At 48.2% G+C, this 21,027-nt stretch carries 16 protein-coding genes; 12 read left to right on the top strand and 4 right to left on the bottom strand.

Features of this window, described 5'->3' with window-relative positions; translation table 11 throughout:
- The first annotated feature begins 281 nt into the window (after positions 1 to 281).
- The 7 genes from VV089_RS11510 (at position 282) to VV089_RS11480 (ending at position 9,270) form a co-directional block, all read left to right on the top strand.
- Positions 282 to 1,217, top strand: a complete 936-nt coding sequence (locus tag VV089_RS11510) for an Rpn family recombination-promoting nuclease/putative transposase (protein ID WP_334335969.1) — start codon at positions 282 to 284, stop codon at positions 1,215 to 1,217.
- Positions 1,218 to 1,445: 228 nt separating this feature from the next.
- Positions 1,446 to 2,954 carry a sugar ABC transporter ATP-binding protein gene (locus VV089_RS11505; RefSeq protein ID WP_334335968.1) on the top strand — a complete coding sequence of 503 codons (1,509 nt, stop codon included), beginning with the start codon at positions 1,446 to 1,448 and terminating at the stop codon, positions 2,952 to 2,954.
- Between the two features lie 33 nt (positions 2,955 to 2,987).
- Positions 2,988 to 3,965 (top strand): ABC transporter permease, encoded by a 978-nt coding sequence (locus VV089_RS11500; RefSeq protein WP_334335967.1) that lies wholly within the window; start codon positions 2,988 to 2,990, stop codon positions 3,963 to 3,965.
- Positions 3,966 to 4,067: 102 nt separating this feature from the next.
- Entirely contained in the window at positions 4,068 to 5,123 is a 1,056-nt protein-coding gene (locus VV089_RS11495) for a substrate-binding domain-containing protein (RefSeq protein ID WP_334335966.1), read from the top strand.
- Between the two features lie 169 nt (positions 5,124 to 5,292).
- On the top strand, positions 5,293 to 7,137 hold the full coding sequence (locus tag VV089_RS11490; RefSeq protein WP_334335965.1) for a cache domain-containing sensor histidine kinase: 1,845 nt from the start codon (positions 5,293 to 5,295) through the stop codon (positions 7,135 to 7,137).
- On the top strand, positions 7,112 to 8,314 hold the full coding sequence (locus tag VV089_RS11485; RefSeq protein WP_334335964.1) for a response regulator: 1,203 nt from the start codon (positions 7,112 to 7,114) through the stop codon (positions 8,312 to 8,314). The genes VV089_RS11490 and VV089_RS11485 overlap by 26 nt, the downstream gene beginning before the upstream one ends.
- A 41-nt stretch (positions 8,315 to 8,355) precedes the next feature.
- Complete coding sequence (locus VV089_RS11480; RefSeq protein ID WP_334335963.1) at positions 8,356 to 9,270, top strand: substrate-binding domain-containing protein; 915 nt, start codon at positions 8,356 to 8,358, stop codon at positions 9,268 to 9,270.
- Here the strand turns inward: VV089_RS11480 and VV089_RS11475 are convergent.
- Positions 9,267 to 11,372 (bottom strand): hybrid sensor histidine kinase/response regulator, encoded by a 2,106-nt coding sequence (locus tag VV089_RS11475; protein WP_334335962.1) that lies wholly within the window; start codon positions 11,370 to 11,372, stop codon positions 9,267 to 9,269. The genes VV089_RS11480 and VV089_RS11475 overlap by 4 nt on opposite strands.
- A gap of 215 nt (positions 11,373 to 11,587) precedes the next feature.
- Here VV089_RS11475 and VV089_RS11470 point away from each other — a divergent pair, with 215 nt between their 5' ends.
- A complete protein-coding gene (locus VV089_RS11470; protein WP_334335961.1) occupies positions 11,588 to 12,172 on the top strand; it encodes a YdcF family protein in 585 nt (194 codons plus the stop codon).
- Between the two features lie 223 nt (positions 12,173 to 12,395).
- Here VV089_RS11470 and VV089_RS11465 read toward each other — a convergent pair whose 3' ends face one another.
- Positions 12,396 to 13,280, bottom strand: coding sequence for a hypothetical protein (locus tag VV089_RS11465; protein WP_334335960.1), 885 nt, complete (start codon positions 13,278 to 13,280; stop codon positions 12,396 to 12,398).
- A 435-nt stretch (positions 13,281 to 13,715) separates the two neighbouring features.
- Between VV089_RS11465 and VV089_RS11460 the strand changes: the two genes are divergently transcribed.
- Positions 13,716 to 14,633 carry an AEC family transporter gene (locus VV089_RS11460; RefSeq protein WP_172543895.1) on the top strand — a complete coding sequence of 306 codons (918 nt, stop codon included), beginning with the start codon at positions 13,716 to 13,718 and terminating at the stop codon, positions 14,631 to 14,633.
- Positions 14,634 to 14,753: 120 nt separating this feature from the next.
- Here VV089_RS11460 and VV089_RS11455 read toward each other — a convergent pair whose 3' ends face one another.
- Positions 14,754 to 15,233 (bottom strand): S-ribosylhomocysteine lyase, encoded by a 480-nt coding sequence (locus tag VV089_RS11455; RefSeq protein WP_172543896.1) that lies wholly within the window; start codon positions 15,231 to 15,233, stop codon positions 14,754 to 14,756.
- A gap of 529 nt (positions 15,234 to 15,762) precedes the next feature.
- Here VV089_RS11455 and mgtE point away from each other — a divergent pair.
- Positions 15,763 to 17,109 (top strand): magnesium transporter, encoded by a 1,347-nt coding sequence (gene mgtE, locus VV089_RS11450; protein WP_334336251.1) that lies wholly within the window; start codon positions 15,763 to 15,765, stop codon positions 17,107 to 17,109.
- Positions 17,110 to 17,447: 338 nt separating this feature from the next.
- Positions 17,448 to 18,452: a tryptophan--tRNA ligase gene (gene trpS / locus VV089_RS11445; protein ID WP_172543447.1), complete on the top strand. Its 1,005-nt coding sequence runs from the start codon at positions 17,448 to 17,450 to the stop codon at positions 18,450 to 18,452.
- Between the two features lie 115 nt (positions 18,453 to 18,567).
- Here the strand turns inward: trpS and VV089_RS11440 are convergent, their stop codons facing one another.
- Entirely contained in the window at positions 18,568 to 19,683 is a 1,116-nt protein-coding gene (locus VV089_RS11440; protein ID WP_172543446.1) for an anaerobic sulfatase maturase, read from the bottom strand.
- A 203-nt stretch (positions 19,684 to 19,886) separates the two neighbouring features.
- Between VV089_RS11440 and VV089_RS11435 the strand changes: the two genes are divergently transcribed.
- Entirely contained in the window at positions 19,887 to 20,675 is a 789-nt protein-coding gene (locus VV089_RS11435) for a DeoR/GlpR family DNA-binding transcription regulator (protein WP_172543445.1), read from the top strand.
- Positions 20,676 to 21,027: the final 352 nt, after the last annotated feature.

Genomic DNA, 21,027 nt, shown 5'->3' with positions numbered 1-21,027 from the left:
TGGGAGCTTTTCCGTTATTTTTTATAGCTGCAGCCTGTCAAAAGGGATACATTTCTTGATAAGAAATTTACAATTATTGGAATTTTTTGATTGACAATTGAGTATATAGCCAGTATAATAACTATAATTTCTTTTACATAAGTAGAGGAAAGCTTTTATTCACAGCCGTTTCGGCTAATTTCCCAAATGGATTTATAAGAGCAGAACGAGCAGGAGCTTTAAAAGGGGCTCCTGGATTGCAAAAGATAAGAAAATTAACTATAATAGAAAGGAATTCATACATGACAGAAGCAAAAAAACTGAATAAGCAGATGCAGGAAGAGGAGAGACTGTTTAAGCCTTTAAAGGACTTGAATTTGATAGACGATTTCCTCTTTGACGTAACCACAACGGATCTGGAGGCCTGCAAGATTATCATCGAGCTTTCCCTGGGAATGACATTAAAAAGCATCAAGTGGAAGGAGGGCCAGAAGGTGGTCCGCAACCTGCCTGGAAAGCGCGGAATCCGGATGGATTTCTGTGTGGAGGATGGGGAAGGAAACTTCATTGATGTAGAAATGCAGAAGCGCAATGAAGGAAACATTCCCAAACGTACACGGTTTTACCAAGCGCTGCTGGATGCACCCATGCTGAAAAGCGGTGAGAAGGGCTTTGACAGTCTGAAGCCCTCGTATCTAGTCATTATCTGCAGCTTTGACTTTTATCAATGCGGAAAGTACCGCTATAGCTTTGAAAACTATTGCGAAGAGGTTCCAAAGCTGCGTCTTGGGGATGAATGCAGAAAAATCATTTTAAATACCCAGGGCAGAAACGACGATGAGGTGGATCGGACCCTGATTGATTTTCTTCATTATGTAGAACACAGCGATGAAAAGAAGCTTCCCAGAGATTGTGACGAGCGGTTAAAGCGTCTGCACAGCAAGATTGCACAGATTAAAGTGAGTGAAGAAGTGGAGGCGACGTATATGAGAATGGAAGAGAGAGACCGGCTGATTCGTGAGGAAGGAGAATTGAGAGGAGAGAAAAAGGCAAAAATCCAAATCATCTGCAAGATACTCCAAAAGGGAAAAACTCCGGAAGAAATAGCGGAATTGCTGGAGGAGGATTTGGAAGAGGTTCAAGGAATCTGCCGCGCGGCCCGGGAGTGCGGGCCAAAATACGATGTGACAGAGATATACCGCAGATTAAAGGCGGCCGAAGAAGCAGGGCTTTGCTAAAAGGAAGCTGCTTATAAAAGAATTGTATAATATATAAAAAGAGAAGGGAGTATCCTTTCTCTTTTTTGATGTTCTGCCCATGAATAAGAAAAAAGTGAAATTAAATACAGGTAATTATAAACAAAAAGTCATGTTTTTATAATTATTTCTACGAAAATTATAAATACAGAAGGAAATTTCAAACCTATAATAAACCTAATGAGAAAAAAGACCAAAGAAGGTGAGAAGATGGGAAAGGTTCTTTTGGAAATGAAGCATATCAGCAAAAGCTTTGGAGCAGTCCAGGCCCTAAAGGACGTTTCTATAGATTTGCACGAGGGAGAGGTGCTCGCCTTGATGGGTGAGAACGGAGCCGGGAAATCTACGCTGATGAATATTTTAAGCGGCTCCCTGCTTCCCCAGGAAGGTGAAATCTATGTGGAAGGCCAAAAGGTGAATGTGACGGATCCGGTGATGGCGAAAAAGCAGGGAATCGCCAAGATCCACCAGGAGCTGCAGGTGGTTCCGGAGCTCAGCGTGGCGGAGAATATTTTCCTGGGACGCTGGTTCAAAAAGAAGCTGCCGGTAGTAGACTTTGAGAGCATGCTCACAGAGACCCAGAAGTATCTGGATATGCTGGATCTGGATGTAAAGCCTGCTCAGAAAGTAAAAGACCTGCGTATCGGAGAACAGCAGCTTGTAGAGATTGCTAAGGCTCTTTCCCTGGACGCAAGGATTCTTGTTATGGACGAGCCTACCTCCGCTATTAGCGAAAAAGAGGCGGAGAAGCTTTTCACCATTATCCGCAGGCTTCGCAGCGAGGGACGGGGCATTATCTATATTACCCATCGGATGGAAGAAATCTTCAAGATTGCCGATCGTCTGACTGTTATGAGAGACGGTGCATACATAGGCACAGTTCATGCGGCCGAGACGGACACCGACGAGATTATCCGGATGATGGTGGGCCGGGACGTGAGCGAACAATATCCCAAGGATCCTACGGAAAAAGGGGACGTAGCCTTTGAGGTAAAGAACCTTACCTACACCCCGGCGCCGGGAAGCTTCCGGCGTTCACTTAAAAATATTTCCCTGGAGGTACGCCGTGGGGAAGTCTTGGGAATCGCAGGACTGGCAGGAGCCGGAAGAACCGAGTTCTTTGAGTGCGTGGCAGGAGTTCATGCAAGGGAAGTAACAGGCGAGATTTATATAGAAGGAAAACCTGTGACCATACGAAAACCAGGAGATGCCATTCGGGCAGGGATTTCCTTTGCCACAGAGGATCGCAAGGGCAGCGGCCTGGTACTGCAGCGATCTATCGGAGAGAATATTTCCCTTCCCCTTCTTCGGCAGTTCAGCAGATATTTTGTTATGGATCGAAAGGATGAGGGAAAAGCATGGAATGAGCAGATAGAAGCTCTTAAGGTGAAAGCGCCTGGAAGTAAAACTTTGGCAAGCGCCCTGTCGGGAGGAAATCAACAGAAGGTAATTCTGGCCCGGTGGCTTTTGACGAAGCCGAAGCTTCTGCTGCTTGACGAACCTACCAGAGGAATTGACGTAGGCGCCAAGGCGGAGATTTACCAGCTTATCAATAACCTTGCAAAGACGGGAATGGCCATTATCGTCGTGTCCTCGGAGCTGCCGGAGGTCATCGGAATTTCCGACAGGATCGTGACATTCTGTGAGGGAGAGCTGACAGGAGAATTCCTCCAGGCAGAGGCTACCCAGGAGAAACTGCTTCACAGCGCTACGAAGTAAGTTGTAAAACTTTAATAACAGGGAGAGGCAGAAATGAAAACAGACCAGACAAAGGTATTAATAAAAAAGATGCAGAGCGTAATTGCGCTGATCCTTATATTTATTGTGGCAAGCGTCATCTGCGTGCAAGATGGAAAAAATGTGTTTCTGGATGCCAGAAACTTAATGAATGTGCTTCGTGCCGTGTCGGAAAACGGCATTATCGCCATTGGTATGACTATGATATTGATTTTAGGAGATATCGATCTTTCCGTAGGATCCGTTGTAGGTCTCGTATCTACCGGCTGTGCGGCTTTGATGGTGTGGAACGGTCTGGGCTTTGTCCCGGCAGTTCTTGCAAGCCTTCTCATCGGAGCGGCTTTCGGCTTCTTTAACGGTATTTGTGTTACCAAGCTGAAATTGCAGGCCTTTATTGTTACCCTGGCCAGCATGAACATTGCAAGAGGCCTTGCCAGATTCTGGGCCAACGGCGTGGGAATTCCGTTGACCTACGGCAAGGGAGAAGGGCTTGCACCGCCCCAGTTTGAGGTGCTTCAGATGCGGATCAAGGGCTTGATACCTGTACCGGCTATTATTTTCCTGGTACTGCTTCTGATATTCCATTTTATTATGACAAGAACCAGGTTTGGCCGCCAGATCTACGCCATCGGCGGCAACCGCCAGGCTTCCTATCTGGCAGGCATCAACGTGGATCGGATTAAGCTGTTTACCTTTATGCTGTGCTCTATGCTTGCATCCGCGGCGGCCATGATTCATGCGGCTCAGATAAGCCAGGGCGGCCCAAACGAAGGCTCCGGCTACGAGCTGAACGCGGTGGCAGCCTGCGCCATCGGCGGAACCAGCCTGGCAGGGGGCAAGGGAACTATGCTTGGAACCTTAATTGGAGCCTTGATCCTGGGAATGCTGGATAATGTGCTGGGATTAAAAGGCGTAAACTCCAACCTGCAGCTGATGGTAAAGGGCTTCCTCATCATCATTGCCGTATTTATGCAGGCAGAGCGGAAGGAGTAGAGGGAAGTCGTTTTATGTGATTGTGCGCAGTCTGTAGGAAGCTGATCGATAGCAGCTTTTTACAGATTAAAAAATAAAAAACTATCGAAGAAAGAGGAAAATATGAAAAAGAAAATTTTAAGTGTGGTACTGTGTACGGCAATGCTGGCATCTCTTATGGCCGGCTGCGGCAGCAAGGCAGAGGAGCCGGCAGCGGCAGAGCCCTCCGGTACCGAGGAACCGGCAGAGGAACCAGCGCCGGAAGAAGCAGAGGAGCCGGCAACAGATGCAGAAGCAGGCGCAAAGGACAAATACGTGATCGGCATGTCGCAGTGCAACCTGGGCGAGCCCTGGCGTGTAGCCATGAATGATCAGATTGCGGCAGCAGCGGAAGCGCATCCCGAGTTCGAGATTATCTACGCAGACGCGGCGCAGGATAACTCCAAGCAGATTGCAGACATCGAGAACTTTGTACAGATGGGCGTGGATCTGATTATCACCTCCCCAAACGAGGCAACCCCTCTGACCAATGCAGTTACAGCAGCATATGAGGCAGGAATCCCGGTTATTCTTCTGGACAGAAAAATTGACGGAGACGGTTACACACAGTTTATCGGCGCAGATAACGTGGCAATCGGAAAACAGGTAGGCGAGTATGTGGCAAATACACTTCTTCCCGATGGAGGAAAGGTATGCGAGATCAAGGGGCTTGAGGGAACCTCCGGCGGTATCGACAGAGACAACGGCTTCCGTGAGGGAATCAAGGCAAATCCGAAGGTGGAGATCGTAGCGGCAAATAATGCAGATTGGCTTCGTGAGAAGGCTATCACTGTTGCAGAGGAAATGCTGCAGACCAATACAGAGATCGATCTGTTTTACTGCTTGAATGATCCTATGGCAGAAGGCGCTTACATTGCGGCAAAGAACGCAGGCCGCGAGCAGGATATCATCTTCATTGGCGTTGACGGACTGCCCACTCCCGACGGCGGCATCCGCAGCGTAATGGAAGGCAGACTGAGCTTGTCCATGGTATACCCCACCGGCGGCGCAGAGGCCATTGAGAGCGCATATCAGCTTCTGGTTGAGGGCAAGGAGCTTGAAAAAGAGATTACTCTGGAATCCGAGATTATCACTCCGGAGACTGCTCCCGATTTGTTAAAGAAATACGGCGGCGAATAAAGATGTTACGGATTTGGACAAAATCCACAGCATAAAGACTGCCTGCGGGGAAAACGGCCTATCTGTGTATAGCAGGTGGGCCGTTTTAGTTCACATAATGTTTTTCCTTGACGTAATGCCGCAAATTTTTTAGTATATAATAGTTCAAAAAGGCTCAAAGCAGGTACATATGGAAAAAATACAGGAATTACTTTTTACGAAAAATCTCAGACGTTCTTTACTGGCATTCGTTTTTACGGCAGTTATATCCGTGGCGCTTGTACTGACGATGGCAGGCAGCAGGATTTACATAGAATCCATTGAGGAACATGCCTATGCCAATACAGCAGAGATGCAGAACCAGGTGCAGAAGACGGTGGATCTGAAGCTGGAGGATATTGAAAAGACGCTGAAGCTTCTGGGGGAAAGCCGTGAGGTTCAAGGGTATCTTGTGGTAGACGAGGATCGGGAGCAGGGAAAGAGAGTGGAGCTGGAGACGGCCGTCCGGAACCTTCTGCTGGCATATTCTGCCGTTCACAGGGATTATCTGAATATTGTGATTGCCAGCAGCAAAGGACACTATCTATCTAATGATTCCTACCGGATTCAGAAACAAGAGCTGAGCGAGGAAGAATGGTATCAGGACGCAGTCCGTGCGAAGGGAAAGCCTGTGGTTATTAGCTCGTCCATAGGGAGGAATCTCCAGGACTGGAGAAATTACAGTTCGGACAGCTATGTTTCCGTAGCCCAGGCAATCTACGGAAAAGAGAGCCGGGAGCTTATCGGCGTAGTTCTCATTGACCTGGATAAACACAGTATCCAGGAGCTGGTAGGCGACATTACCCTGGGACAGACAGGTTTCGTCTTTATCATGGACAGTAAGGGAAATATTCTCTATACTCCGGAAAATAAGATTGTGTACCGGATCAATCCGGCCTGGTTCCAGGAAGCCGGAAGAGGAAGCTTTAAGTGCCGGATTCAAGAGGGAAAATACAGGATTATTTACAATCAGTCAGAGTATACAAAGCTTACAACTGTAGGACTTTACGATATGGGAAAAACAATCGAGGGAGTTTCCAGGGTTCAGAGGGTTTCCGTTTTGCTGGCAGTACTCTGCTGCGGTGTGGCTCTTGTCTGGTCTACCTTTTTTTCTAAAACAATCACCACGCCGATCTCGAAGCTTTCCAGGCTGATGAAACGCGCCCAGACAGGGGATCTGACAGGGCGTTTTGATAACCATTACCAGGGGGAGATCGGACAGCTTGGAAATGCCTTCAACGCTATGGTGGACAAGATTGATGAGCTTCTCCGCCTGGTATACGAGGAGCAGAAGCAGAAAAGGGAGGCGGAGATGAAGATCTTAAGAGAGCAGATGAAACCTCATTTTCTCTACAATACTCTTGACAGTATACAATGGATGGCAAAGAAATACCAGGCCAGGGATATTGCAGAGACTGTCCGCGCTCTTTCGAATTTTTTCCGCATCAGTTTAAGCAGCGGAAAGGAGTACATTACCCTCCGGGAGGAAATGACGCTGGTCCGCAGCTATCTGGAGGTACAGAAATTCCGGTATGAGGATTTGTTTGAATATGAGCCGGTATATGAAGAGGAGCTTCTTGACTGTATGGTGCCAAGGCTGATTCTGCAGCCTCTGGTAGAAAATGCTTTATACCACGGAATCAAGGAGTCGGAACGGGAACGAGGCAACATTCGTATCTGCGCCTTGAGGGAGGAGGGGGATATCCTTTTGATTTCCGTAACGGACGACGGGGCAGGCATGAGCCGGGAAGAATGCGCCAAAATGAACAAAATCCTGCGGATGGAGGAACGTCCGGAGGAAATCCGGGCTTTTGGCGTGCTGAATGTCCATGACCGTATCCGCTTTTCTTATGGGGAGGACTATGGTCTTTTTTATCAGCCCGGGCCGGAGGGCGGTACAATTGCAGAGATACGGCTTCCGCTGAAGGGCAGACACAGCGCTGCATTAGAAGATCTGGAGGTATTAGAATATGTGGAAAATAGTGATTGCAGATGATGAACCGAAGATACGCCAGGGGTTAAGAGAGCTTGTGGAGAGCTTTTCGCTTTCTCTTAGAGTCTGCGGAGAGGCAAAAAACGGGCTGGAAGCATTAAAACTTATTGAGAGGGAACAGCCGGATATTGCCCTGGTAGATATCTGTATGCCCAAGCTCAATGGGCTGCAGCTTTTAGAACGGATTCGGGATACCCATACGGGCTGTAGGACGATTATCGTATCCGGATACAATGAGTTTACTTACGCTAAGGAGGCTCTGACGCTGGGAGTGCGCAGCTATATTTTGAAGCCCATTGAGGAGGAAGAGCTGTACGAGGCTATCTGCAGTCTCACAGAGGAGTTAAGCCGGGAAAGATCAAAGCAGCGCTTTATTGATTTGGCCAATTACCAGTTAGAACAGCACCGGGAATACCTTCAAGGCGTATTTTTCAATGATTGGATCGAGGGAAAGCTTTCCAGCGGTGAGCGCCAAGACCAGAAGGAGCTGTTGTCGGTGCATATCGGGGAGGAGGCGGCCCTTATCCTGGTTTCCACCCAGAATAACAGAAACTTAAGCCTTCGTATGGGAGACGGCCGTATTTCCGACGATGTGTATCAGTTTGCGTTGAAAAATATCTTAAGAGAGCTTTTGGGAAAATGCGAGCCAGTTTATCTCTTCATGGACCGCTACCAGAATGTGGCCGGAATTTTTCACTGTCCGAAGCAGGAAGAGAGCAGCATTAAGCGGCATGTGGAGGAAAGTCTGGAACAGACCTTGGGAGGAACATGTACGGTTGTAACGGGAACCTGTGAGGAGGCGCATTTTCCGGAAGCATATGGGGAGGCACTCAGAGAGGTGCAGAAAGCGCTGGAATGCCGTCCTGTTGTAACGGAGGCCAAGAAGTATCTCTATGAGCATTTTAGGGAACCGGATATGGAGCTCAACCTGGTGGCTCGTTCCATCGGCATCAGTCCGGCCTATTTAAGCCGCCTGATGAAGCAGGAGCTTGGAATGTCCTTTAAGGATTTTCTCACCAGCCTGCGGATCAACGAGGCCATTGTGCTGATGCGGAGTACAGGCTGTTCCATCAATGAAATTGCAGATATGGTAGGCTATAAAAGCCAGCATTATTTTTCCACGGCCTTTAAGAACAGCATGGGGATTTCGCCATCAGAGCATCGGAAGAATATTGGTTAGCACGGCTTTTTAAAGGAACGGGATATTACGGAGGAGCGCATATGGGAAAAAGGCTTCTGGCGCTGTTTTTAAGCCTGCTGCTTTCTTTGGCGGCAGGCTGTAAGGAGAAAGAGCCTGTACAGGAAAATGAATATGAGTATCTAATTGGTGTCAGCCTTTCCAATGTTATGGAGCCATGGCTGCGCCATACCATAGACAGCATGTCGGATCGGCGGGCAGCAGACAGCCAGGTGAATCTTATTTTTAAGGATGCGGCCGGGAGTCCGGGGAAGCAGCTTGAGAATATTGACCAGCTTATGGAATGCGGCGTGGATCTTTTGATTGTGGCCCCAGGTGATACCGGGTCTCTGGGTGAGAAGCTTGAAGAGATTTCCGAGGAAATTCCGGTGGTAGTGATGGGGATTGATCCGGGAACGGAAAGCTATAGGGCATTTATTGAATTCAACGATTATGAGATAGGGCGTCTGGCCGGGGCCTATATTCTGGAAAAACAGTATCGGCCGGGGAATGCAATTGTAATCCTTACAGGCCCGCCGGGCTCGACCATTTCAGACAGAAGGCTTAAGGGCTTTCAGGATGCCGTGTGTGGGAAAATCGGTGAGGAGCAGATTCATTATCTGGACGGAGAGTGGCTTAGAGACAAGGCGGAAAACCGCATGAAGGATTATCTGGTTGCAAATCAGAAGGCGGATATTGTATTTGCTTTAAACGATGAGATGGCTTATGGGGCTTATCTGGCACAGAACCAGTACCGGATTACAGGAACCTGCTTTCTGGGCGTGGATGGCTTCGCCGGAAATCTGGGAGGGATTGATCTGATTGAAAGGGGCATTCTGGACGCAACAATCCAGTGTTCCGAGATCGGCAGCCTGGCTTATGAAACGGCTGTCCGTATCCTGGATGGGGAGGAGGTGGAAAAGCACCTGGTCATAGAGCCAAAGCTGATGACGGACTAAATAATGTCCATCATCAGCGAAAGAAGCTGATCTGTATCCAAGGGCTTGGCCATATGAGCGTTCATACCGCTTCTTCTTGACATGCGCCGATCCTCGTCAAAGGCATTGGCTGACAGAGCAATGATAGGAATACTGCAAAGAATCGGGTCTTCCAGGCTGCGGATCAGCTGCGTGGTTTCGTAGCCGTTCATAACCGGCATCTGGATGTCCATGAGAACCAGCCCGTAGCAGTCGGGAGCAGAGCCTGTGAGCTTCTCGAGGGCTTTCTGGCCGTCCATGGCAGTATCTACCTGGAAGCCCAGATCTTCCAGAAGCTCCGAAGCCAGTTCCAGATTCAGATCGTTGTCGTCTACCAGGAGAATCCTGCGGCCGCCCATACGCTTAAGCAGAAGCTCTTGGGCAGATTCAGGCCGAAAGGCCTTCTGGTTCTGGATGCGCAGAGTGAAGGTAACGATAAACCGGCTTCCTTTTCCGGGAGCGCTCTCTACGGCAATGGAGCCGTCCAGAATCTCAACCAGGCGTTTGACGATGGTGAGGCCCAGTCCGGTGCCGTGGATGCCGCTGAAGGTGGTGTTCTTAAGCCGTTCAAAGGGCTCAAAGATGCGATCCAGATTTGCCGGATCGATTCCGATTCCATTGTCCTCCACACAAAACTGATAGGAGGCATAATTGTTGGAAGGGGCTTTTTGCTCGGTAATCGAAATGCACACATTGCCCTCCCTGTGGGTATATTTGATTGCATTTGTGCCAAGACAGGCAAGAATCTGCTTCAGCTTGTCCGGATCGGTATATACATAAGGATGCTCAAGTCCGGAAAGGTCAAAGGTTATGGAGATGTGGTTCTTTTCTGCCCGAAGGGACAGAGACCGGCAGACATCCTGTACCAGCTCGGACAGGCAGCAGGAGCTTTCCTCTGTCTGGAAGCTTCCGGATTCCATGCGGGATATTTCCAGAATATCGTTGAACAGGGAGAGCAGAAGCTCACTGGAGATCTGGATCTTGCCGATGTATTCTTCCAGCTTTTCCTGCTCCAGCATGTGATTCTGGGCAAGGGTAACAAAGCCCTGAATGGCGTTTAAGGGCGTGCGGATGTCATGGGACATATTTGCCAGAAAGGTGTTCTTGGCAGTGTTGGCCAGCCGGGCCTCTTTCAGCGCTTCCTCAAAAAGCTTTTTCTGTTCCATCTCCTGACGGAGCTCCGTATCAACCAGGCGGAAACCAAGAACTATCCGTTTGTAAGGAGTCTGGGTGCCCACACCGGCGATGCGCAGCTGGTAGTAGGCCAGTTCCTCGTTCTGCAGCACACGAAAGTTTACATAATATTCGTCCAGGGATGCAAGGCTCTGCTGGATATGGGAGGGCTCCATAGCTTGTGCAACCACTTCCCGATCCTCAGCGGAAACCCAGGCATCTACATAAACAGAGCGGAACCAGGAAAAGGTGTAGGGCAGGGACCCGGACTCAAAAAGCAGGGTGGTCCGGCTGCTCATGCGGTAGGGCATAATGCTGTCTTCCGCCAGATTCACATAGAGGATGGACTCATAATTGCTGCTCAAGCCTTCAATCACTTCCAGCCGGCGCAGCAGCTCATCAGTCTGCTGCTTCCGCTTTTCTGTTGCGTCTCCTGCAAATACATAGAAAAAATCTCCGGCGGAATCGTTGTGGATAAAATGTCCGTAGTCCTCCACCCAGCGGATCTGTCCGCCCTTTTGGATAATCCGGTATTCCACATAATCCAGATCATACTGGCTCTTGTGTATCTGTTCCCAGATACTTGCCTCTACAGCCTCCAGATCCTCCGGGTGAACCATGCCCCGGAAGGAATTGCCTGTGAGCTCTTTAAATTCTTCTATGGAATTGCAGTTGAAAAGGCGGAGTATGGCCTGGTTTACATAGAGAAGCTCTTCGCTGCCGTCTGCATGGTAGATAAAGAAGCCTCCCGGCATCTGGTTCAAGAATTCCCTAAGCTCCAGGGAGACCTGTCTCTTGGAGGGATCGGGGGGAGTAAAAGGAGCTTCCGCTGTTTGGCCATAATCTGAATCGTATAGTATGGACAGAATGTGCTCCATTAGGTTGTGATCTGCTTTCGTTTGTCCGCTCATAAGGAATCCCCCTGTGAATTGAATCTTTTTAGTATATATTATGAATCAAAGATTTCGAATCGTCATTCGCTGTTTGCTGAGTATATGGGCATACGCTCGTCATTAAAATTTATTATACCATTATTTTACTGAATTGAAAATAAAAAAGTGCGTCTTGATCTTCTTTCTTTTTCCCCGTTATAATGAGAAAAGGAAATGGGAAGGGGAGTGGGAATGTGAAATTTATTGAGGATATAACAGATTTTATTTTTGTGGAGCATCAGCCGGAAAAGGCGGATGTGATTTTTATTCCGGGAGGGGACCAGGGAGCCCTGGCTGTGACGGCGGCGAAACTGTACAGGGGGGGATATGCGCCCTGGGTGCTGCCTTCAGGGCGGTTCAGCAAGCCTGTGGGGCGGTGCATGATTCCGGGGTATGAGACGGAATGGGAGTTTCTTCGGGATATTCTGGTGGAGCATGGGGTTCCGAAGGAGGCGGTTCTGGAGGAGCGGCAGGCGACTTTCACTTATGAAAATGCGATTTTTTCCAGGAAGGTGACGGATGCTTTTGGGATTGAGGTTAAAAGGGCGATTCTTTGTCCCCAGGCCTGCCATGCAAGGAGGGCTCTTTTGTATTATGAGGTTTTGTATCCGGATGCGGAGTTTTTTGTCTGTCCTACAGTCACCAGGGAGATAAGCAGGGAGAATTGGTTTTTGGAGGATTGGAAGATTGATGTTGTGCTGGGGGAGATGGAGAAGTGTGGGGGGCAGTTTTATGGGATTTTGAAGGAAGGGAGGTGGGACGGGTCTGTTGAAAAATAAGGCAGCAGGCTTTTCCATATCCGCTGTCCGGACGGTTCGCGTACAGGCTGTCTGCTTGGAACGTACATTACCTTGAAGGATTTTTATGCTTTTTTGTTTCTTGGTAATGTTCGTTCCTATCAGACAGCCTGTTCGCGAACAGCCGGACACTGGATATTGGAAAAGCCTGCTGCCTTATTTTTCAACAGACCCTGGGGTTGGGGGCGGGTATGTGGGGGAATGGTTAGTCTATGGTTATGTCTAGGGTTTTGGAGGGGGTTGGGAGGTTGGGTGTGGTGGAGGATTGGGACTCCTGGTAGGCGGCGCGGGCTTTGGCTCGTTTTACTTTTAGGGCTTCGGGGGTGGATTCGGCTTCCTGGCGGGTCATTTCTCTTTTGGTTAGGGCGGCTTTGGCTTTTTCGGTTTCTACTTCTTTTTCGCCGGGAAGTTTTGGGTCGGGGATGGGGGAGGCGGCTTCGGTTTGGGATTCCTCGCTGTCTTCTTTTGGGGTGTCGGTTTTGGAGGGATCTTCGATGCCGAGCTCGGCTTTTTTGGCTTCTTCCAGATCTTTTTCGGCTTTTTGCTTTTCGGCCTCGGTGGGGAGCTTGGTGTATTTGCCGCTCTCTATGAATTCCTGGGTGCTTTGCTGGAGGGCCATGTTTTTGCGGTGCTCGTTCCAGACGAGCTCGAGTTTTTTGTTTTCTGGGATGTTTGGGTTGTTTTTGATTTCGTTTACGGTGTTTAAGGAGGTAGCGGCGTGAGCCATGCGGACGCGCTGGACTTCTTCCTTGGTTTTGCAGCGCTTTAGCTCCTGCTCATAGTTTTTCTGCTCCATCTCTGTGGATTTGACCCGCTGGTAGGTCTGGGGGTCGTGGTCTCTTAGATAGGCCATTTCCTCGGCGGTCAGCTTCTGGCCGGAGTTTAGCTTGAGCTCGATCTGGGCGGTCATTTTGGTGGTGCCGTCCTGGTTGGCTTTGCGGATCTCTTCTGCCTGCTGTTTTACGGAGTCGGCGATGGTCATGGCGCCGTCGGCGGTGAAGTCACCGGTGGCTTTTTTCTTCTGCCATTTCATCTGCATTTCCATATTTTTTGTGTAGGTGTTTAGTGACTGGACTGTAAAAAAATTCATGGAATATCCTCCTATTCTAAGTCGCTGCGCGACAGCACTAAAGGGTAAAGCCGCTTCGACACACTGGTAATGAGAGAAACTTTTATTCGAAAGAGCCCTCATAAAAGTTCCTCTCGTGCGCCTTTGCGGCTTTACCGTTTCTAGTTCCGTAATATCCCTCAAAGTACACGGATATTACTGTTTCTAAGTCGCTGCGCGACAGCACTAAAGGGTAAAGCCGCTGTATGGTTTCTATCGGACATGGGCTGTCCGTTATTGCTCTTTCTTATAATAAAAATATCGGCAATTTTTGTAAAAACTTAATTTTTTGGCAGGTCATAATCTTTGGTTTACGGCAGTAATTTCATATAGTATAATGGCTTTTGGATAAAAAAGGATATGGATAGCACTTTTGAAAATCTATAACAGGTGATATACAAAGGAGAATAGAGGAAAATGACGATTTTTACGGTGTTCTTTCAGATGCTGGCGTTTTTGCTGATGATTGGCGCGGGTTATTTTATTACCAGACGGGGGATGCTGGATGAGCATGCCAACAGCCAGATATCGGGGCTTCTTGTTCATGTGTTTAATCCTTTGCTGATTGTTTCCAGCGCAGCTGATTCGGTGGGGCTGATTTCTTCAGGGGATCTGCGCACAGTGGGCTTGATTGCTTCTGGGATGTTTGCGGTTTTTATCCCTGTGGGTATGATGTTGTCGCCTCTTTTTGATAAGGATCGGGATCAGCGGAAGATTTTTCAGCTGATGTTTGTATTTTCTAATCTGGGATTTATCGGGATTCCTGTTGTCTCCAGTATTGTTGGGGCAGAGTATGTGGTCTATGTGACGGAATTTATTTTGATTTATACGATTTTGCTTTACACCTATGGGGTGGGGCTTTTGAACAGGAAGTTTTCGCTGTCTGCTTTGAAGGAAATGGTGAATCCGGGGACGGTTTTAAGCCTGGCGGCCCTGGTAATTATTATCTGGGAAATACAGGTGCCGGATTTTCTTAAGACGGCGGCTTCTTATATGGGAAACGCCACGTCGCCGCTGGCTTTGATTGCAATCGGGTTTCAGCTTGCCAAGGCGGATCTAAAGAAGATATTCGGCCAGCTGCGTCTGTATGTGTTTGCGGTTGTGAAGCTTTTGGTTCTGCCGCTTCTGCTGCTGCCGCTTTTAAAGCTTATGACAAGTGATGTCCATTTGATTTCGGTTTGTATGGTGATGTTCGGGATGCCGGTTGGGAATATTCCTTTGATGCTGGGAATGCAGAAAGGGATTGATGTGTCTACAGGCAGCGCGGCGATTATTCTGACGACAGTGCTCTGTGTATTTACCATTCCAGTGCTCATGTTTGCTGCGGCGTATTAAAGATTTTTTGCAGAATAAGTCCCCAGGCCTTTTCCTGTCAGTGCCGGATGCTATGTATGCACCGCATAGGGGAAAGGCCTGGGGACTTATTTTTGCAATGCTGTATGATCCTGCGGCCGCTTATTGGGGATAAATCAGGCGGTCTTCCTGAATTCCATACAGTACTTCCTCAAGATACCGCTTTGCCAGCCAGTTGGCCATGGGAAGATTCATATCCAGGTAATTTCCGCAGTCTTTGGCGCAGGCGCCTGGAACTTCGCCGGCAAAGTCACGGATGAATTCCCACATTTCTATCATCAGGGGAACAATGTCCCGGGATTCATAATCTCCGGACAAAAGCAGGTAAAAGCCGGTCCGGCAGCCCATGGGCCCAAAGTAAATGGTCTTTTGGCCAAAGTCCTTATGATTCCGCAAAAAGGTGGCGCCCAGATGTTCAATGACGTGCATCTCGGCCGTGTTCATTACAGGTTCCTCGTTGGGGCTGGTCATTCGCAGATCAAAGGTGGTGATCAAGGAGCCTCCCACAGGGTCTTTCCGGGATACGTAAACGCCGGGCTGCAGTTTGTTGTGATCGATGGTAAAGCTTGTGATTTTTTCCATGATTCTTGTCCTTTCTATCGTGTCGTTTTCCGATGGCCTATGGCAGACGTCCCTTGGGACAGTTCAATGACGCATCGGAGATTTTATTGAGAACTCTTGAAAAAAGTTTACCACATTTACCGGAAAACAGAAAGAAGAAAAGTTGTTATTGTTCACTCCGTGCCCAGTAACCGAAAAGTTAGGGCACGAGGGAAATTTGAGAACCTATGGTTGACGATAACCATAAAAAAGTGCTATGATTAGTCATGCAGGTTTTTAAGCCTAATTTATGCAGAAGAAGGATGTGAAGAGTCCGTGGACGGACGAAGTCGAAGGTGTAGCTTAAGACGGAACAGAATATGGATGGACATGGGCTCTTCGTGTTTTTGGATTGGAAGCATGCATGGCGGGACTTTATCAGTCCGGTAAGGAAGTAATGCTGTGGAATAGAGAAGAGCAGGAGGACATTCACGGGAACTGTCTCTATGGGGCGGGGGTGTGAATGGTTTTGTCATGTCCATCGACAGAAATGGAGGAGATTGACATGGCAATGGGAAATTTTGACTGGGAGCTCTTGACAGAGCTCTTGGAGAACCGGCAGTTCCGGAAGCTTAGGGAAACCATGGCCGATATGAACGAGGTGGATATTGCGGAGTTCATTGAGGAGCAGGAGCTGGAAAAGAAGGTGCTGGTGTACCGGATGCTTCCAAAAGAGCTGGCGGCGGATGTGTTTTCTTTTCTGGAGGTTGAGGATCAGGAGCACATCATCAACAGTATTACAGACTATGAGCTGGGAAAAATCATCGAAGATTTGTATGTGGATGATGCGGTGGATATGCTGGAGGAGCTTCCGGCGATTGTGGTAAAGCGTGTGCTTAAGAATGCGGCACCGGATACCCGGGCACTTATTAATCAGTTTTTACAGTATCCGGAGAACAGCGCCGGAAGCATTATGACGGCGGAGTACATCGGCCTTAAGCGGAATATGACCGTGGAACAGGCCTTTGCCTATATCCGGGAAAACGGCGTAGACAAGGAGACTATTTACACCTGCTTTGTGACGGACAGCAAGCGGCAGCTTCAGGGAGTTGTGACGGTGAAGGATCTGCTGATGAATCCGTACCATACCATCATCAAGGATATTATGGATGAGAATATCATCTATGCAGTGACTACGGAGGATCAGGAAGAGGTTGTGGAGGCCTTCAACAAGTACGATCTGCTTTGTCTGCCGGTGGTAGACCATGAGGACCGGCTGGTGGGAATCGTCACCGTAGATGATGTTGTGGAGGTTATGGAGCAGGAGGCCACGGAGGACTTTGAGAAGATGGCGGCTATGCTGCCCTCGGAGAAGCCGTATCTGAAGACCAGTGTGCTGGAGCTGGCTAAGAACCGTATTCCCTGGCTGCTGCTTTTGATGTTCACTTCTCTTCTGACAGGGGCCATTCTGGTGACTTATGAAAATGCCCTCCAGGTGGTGCCGCTGCTCATCAGCTTTATCCCCATGCTGATGGACACCAGCGGAAACTGCGGCAATCAGAGCAGTACCATGGTGATACGTGGTATGGCGGTGGGAGATATCGAGCTTCGGGATGTGGTGAAGGTGGCCTGGAAGGAGCTTCGAGTAGGCTTTCTGTGCGGCCTTGTGCTGGCGGCGGCGAATTTTGCGAGACTGCTTCTGCAGTATCCGGATCAGATCCTGGTGAATCTGGTGGTGGTGCTGTCCCTGGTGCTCACGGTGATTCTGGCCAAGACGATCGGCTGTACCCTGCCGATGCTTGCGAAGCGGATGAATCTTGACCCGGCCATTATGGCGGCCCCACTGATTACGACCATTGTGGATGCGTGCAGCCTGATGATTTATTTCCGGCTGGCATGCGCTTTGTTAAAAATATAAAATCAGTAATATCTTTTACAGTGCACAAATCAATTTACAGACACGTGCTTTTGCGGCAGGAAATTGATTTTATACCTGTGCACTGTGAGGGATATTACGGAACTGGAAACAGTAAGCTCCCTCCCAGTGCACAAATCGATTTACAGCTGCATGCTTTTGCGGCTGGAAATTGATTTCATACTCGTGTACTGGGAGGGGGCTTACGGAACTGGAAACAGTAAGCTCCCTCCCAGTGCACAAATCGATTTACAGCTGCATGCTTTTGCGGCTGGAAATTGATTTCATACTCGTGTACTGGGAGGGGGCTTACGGAACTGGAATAGGAGGAACACTATAAGATGTTAGGAGACAAAAAAGTTCTGTACAGCGGAATGCAGGCTACAGGCAATCTGACTTTGGGAAATTATCTGGGAGCTTTGAAGAACTGGATTACATTGAGCAGTGAATATGAATGTTTTTACGGAGTGGTAGATCTTCACTCTATTACCGTCCGCCAGGACCCGGCGGAGCTTCGCCGGAGGGCGCGTGCTCTTTTGACGCTGTATATTGCGGCAGGACTGGATCCGGAGAAGAATTGCATCTACTATCAGTCTCATGTGTCGGGACATGCGGAACTGGCATGGATTCTCAACTGCTTTACTTATATGGGAGAGCTGAACCGGATGACCCAGTTCAAGGATAAGGCGGCAAAGCATGCGGACAATATCAATGCAGGGCTCTTTACTTATCCGGTACTGATGGCTGCGGATATTCTGCTGTATCAGGCGGATGTGGTTCCGGTGGGTGTGGATCAGATGCAGCATCTGGAGATTACCAGGGATATTGCACAGCGGTTTAACGGTATCTATGGGGATGTGTTTACAATTCCGGAAGCCTACATCGGCAAGGTGGGAGCGAAGATTATGAGCCTTCAGGATCCGTCGAAAAAGATGTCCAAGTCTGATGAGAATCCCAATGCCAGCATTTATCTGATGGATGATCCGGATACGATTATGCGCAAATTCAAGCGCGCCGTGACGGATTCCGAGAGCCAGATTCTCTACCGCGACGAGCAGCCGGGGATTAAGAACCTCATTGATATCTACTGCGCCTGCACCGGTAAGACCCCGGAGGAGACGGTTCGGGAGTTTGACGGCAAGGGCTATGGAGAGTTTAAGCCGGCGGTGGGCGAGGCTGTGACGGCCGTGCTGAAGCCTCTGCAGGAACGGGTTGCCGAATTGAATAAGGATAAGGCATACATTGATTCTATTATTAAGAATAACGGGGAGAAGGCCCAGTACTTTGCCAACAAGACTTTGCGGAAGGTGCAGAAGAAGGTGGGCTTTCCGGAAAGAGTGCGGTAGGAGTTCCGGCTGCCTCAGGCTTTATAAAGTGAGTGAAAGGCAGAATCGTCGTCTTAGGCGCTGCTGATTTTCAGGCATGAGCGGATATTTTAGCTCATGCCTTATTTATATGACGTCATGTCTGACTTTTGGCAGCCGCAAGATAAGCCAGCTCTTTAAGCTGCGGAAGGCACTGTCCAAAGAACCTTTTGTAACTGTCACAGAAAAAATGGATCCCGTCTTTTTCACTTCGGTGTCGGTAACAGCCGTTTCGACAGAGAGGAAGAAAGTCACATTTTTTACAATTCTCTGGCAGAGGTATAGAGCGCTTCAGAAAAGTCTGCTGCTTAAGGGAATGCTGCAGCTCTTCAAAAGATGAATCCTTTACATTGCCCAGGCAATGGGAATCAGTCACATAGAAATCACATGGATAAACGGAACCGTCCGCCTCGATCACAATCTGATATCCGCAGTTTCCGTTCTGCTCGCAGGATTCGGGAGGTATGCCAAGGAGAATTCCGATGTAATTTTCAAACTGACGGATATAGGGGGCGCAGCCCTTTAGAGCATCCTGGTACCATAGTTCAAACAATTCTGTCAGAAAAGAACCGTAAAGCTCTGGAGTGAGCGACCAGGGATGAAGTCCTGGTTCTTCTTCCAGGGGATCCAGGCAGACAATATATTGCTGGTAACGAAATGCCTGCTTTTGAAAAAAGGCGTAGATTTCCCGGATTTCCGGGGCGGTTTTCCTGTTTATTACGGTTAAAATGTTGTAGTCTGCATGGAACTGCTTTAGGAGCCCGGCGGCAGCCAGAACAGAAGAAAAACTCTCCTCTCCCTGTCTGGTTTTGCGAAAAGCATTGTGTGTGCTCTCGATTCCGTCCAGAGAAAGACCTGTCAGAAAATGATGCTTAGACAGAAAAGCGGCCCACTTCGCATCCAGTGCAAAGCCATTGGTCTGGATGGCCCGGTGCACGGGGATTTTTTTCCTGTTGCAGGTTGTTTCCAATTGAAGATAGTCCTGGAAAAATGACAGACCTGCCAGGGTGGGTTCTCCGCCCTGCCAAGCAATTGTACATTCCGTATCTGCATATTCAAAAATGCGTTTCACAACCTGTTCAAGTGTATCCAAAGACATTGTGCCCGGATTGGCGGCCTGCCGGTGAGAGGATACGTCCTGGTAAAAGCAGTAGCTGCAGTTCAGGTTACACAGAGATGAAACGGGTTTGATTAAAACATTTAAGGGCGGCAAGGTAAGAACACTCCTTTATGATTCATAGATCTATATTTTAGGGGAACAGGATATAGCCCCTTGGAGGGTATCATAGCATAAAAGGAAATCATGCGCAACTCACATGAGCAATTGATTGAAAAATAATCAAAAAGTAATTGCACCTTGGGGAAACAGTCGTTATAATGGTATAGTACTTAATATGAGATGAAGGATGTGTGACTATGAAATTTGCAGCTCGGAAAGAAAAAATGCTGTCTCTTCTGGATGTATATGAGACAATGACTGTTCAACAGCTGGTAGATTTGCTGGGAGCTTCACCGGCTACGATCCGCCGGGATATTGTGCGGATGGAGGAAAGCGGTGAACTGCAGCGCTATTGGGGAGGAATCCGAAGAAAGCAGACGCCGGAGAGCCGTAGAAAAAATAGCCTGCAGCATCAGATTTCGGATATAAACCATACAGTGATTGCCCAGATTGCAGCAGAGCAGATTCAGGATAATGAGCTGATTTTTATTGGCTCCGGCACTACAACGCTGGCTATGATTCCGTTGATTAAGAATAAAAACATTCATGTGATTACAAACGGCATCCCACAGCTTGAGGCGCTTCACCGGAAAAACATACAGGCACTGCTGCTGTGCGGTTTTTTTAAGGAGTATTCCAGATCCCTGGTAGGGAAGGAGACTGTGCAGATGCTTCAGAGCTACCGGTTTGACAGGGCTTTTCTGGGCGTGAATGGAATAGATGATCAGCTTTCTCTGCTTTCTGCGGATGAGTATGAGGATTCCATTAAAACACTTTGTATTCATCATTCCAAAAATACCTATGTTCTGGCTGGAAAGGAAAAATTCCATCGGACGGCATATTATGCGGTTTCCAATAAGACAGCCAGGGATGTTATGCTGATTACCAACTATCCGGAATATCCTTCCAATGACTGGGTCAGCATTTCGGGAGGATATATGGGGAGATTGGGCTCTCTGTTGATAGATAAAATGATTGAAATATAATCATATTTCATTAAAATAAATCAAAATATGATTAAAATAATGATTTATTGATTGACAATTTGACGAAGCAATGCTATAGTAAGAGTACGAGGTGAAGCTGAAGCTGGCAGAAAGTGAAACCAAAAGTACTCTTTTTTTGTTACAAATAACAAAGAAAGGGCACAATGAAACAGAGAGAAAGTTACGGAACTAAAACAGTAATATCCGTTCAGTGCACAAATTGATTTACAGATGCATGCTTTTGCAGCTGGAAATTAATTTAATGCAGGGTGTACTGAAAGAATATTACGGAACTAAAAACAGTAATATTGTTTCAGTGCACAAATTGATTTACAGATGCACGCTCTTGCAG

Origin of the sequence: Candidatus Merdisoma sp. JLR.KK011, assembly GCF_036941125.1 — a bacterium.
In the GTDB taxonomy this organism is placed as follows: Bacteria; Bacillota; Clostridia; order Lachnospirales; family Lachnospiraceae; genus Laedolimicola.
Note: the sequence above shows the minus strand (reverse complement) of the source record. Positions and strands in the feature narration are given on the sequence as shown.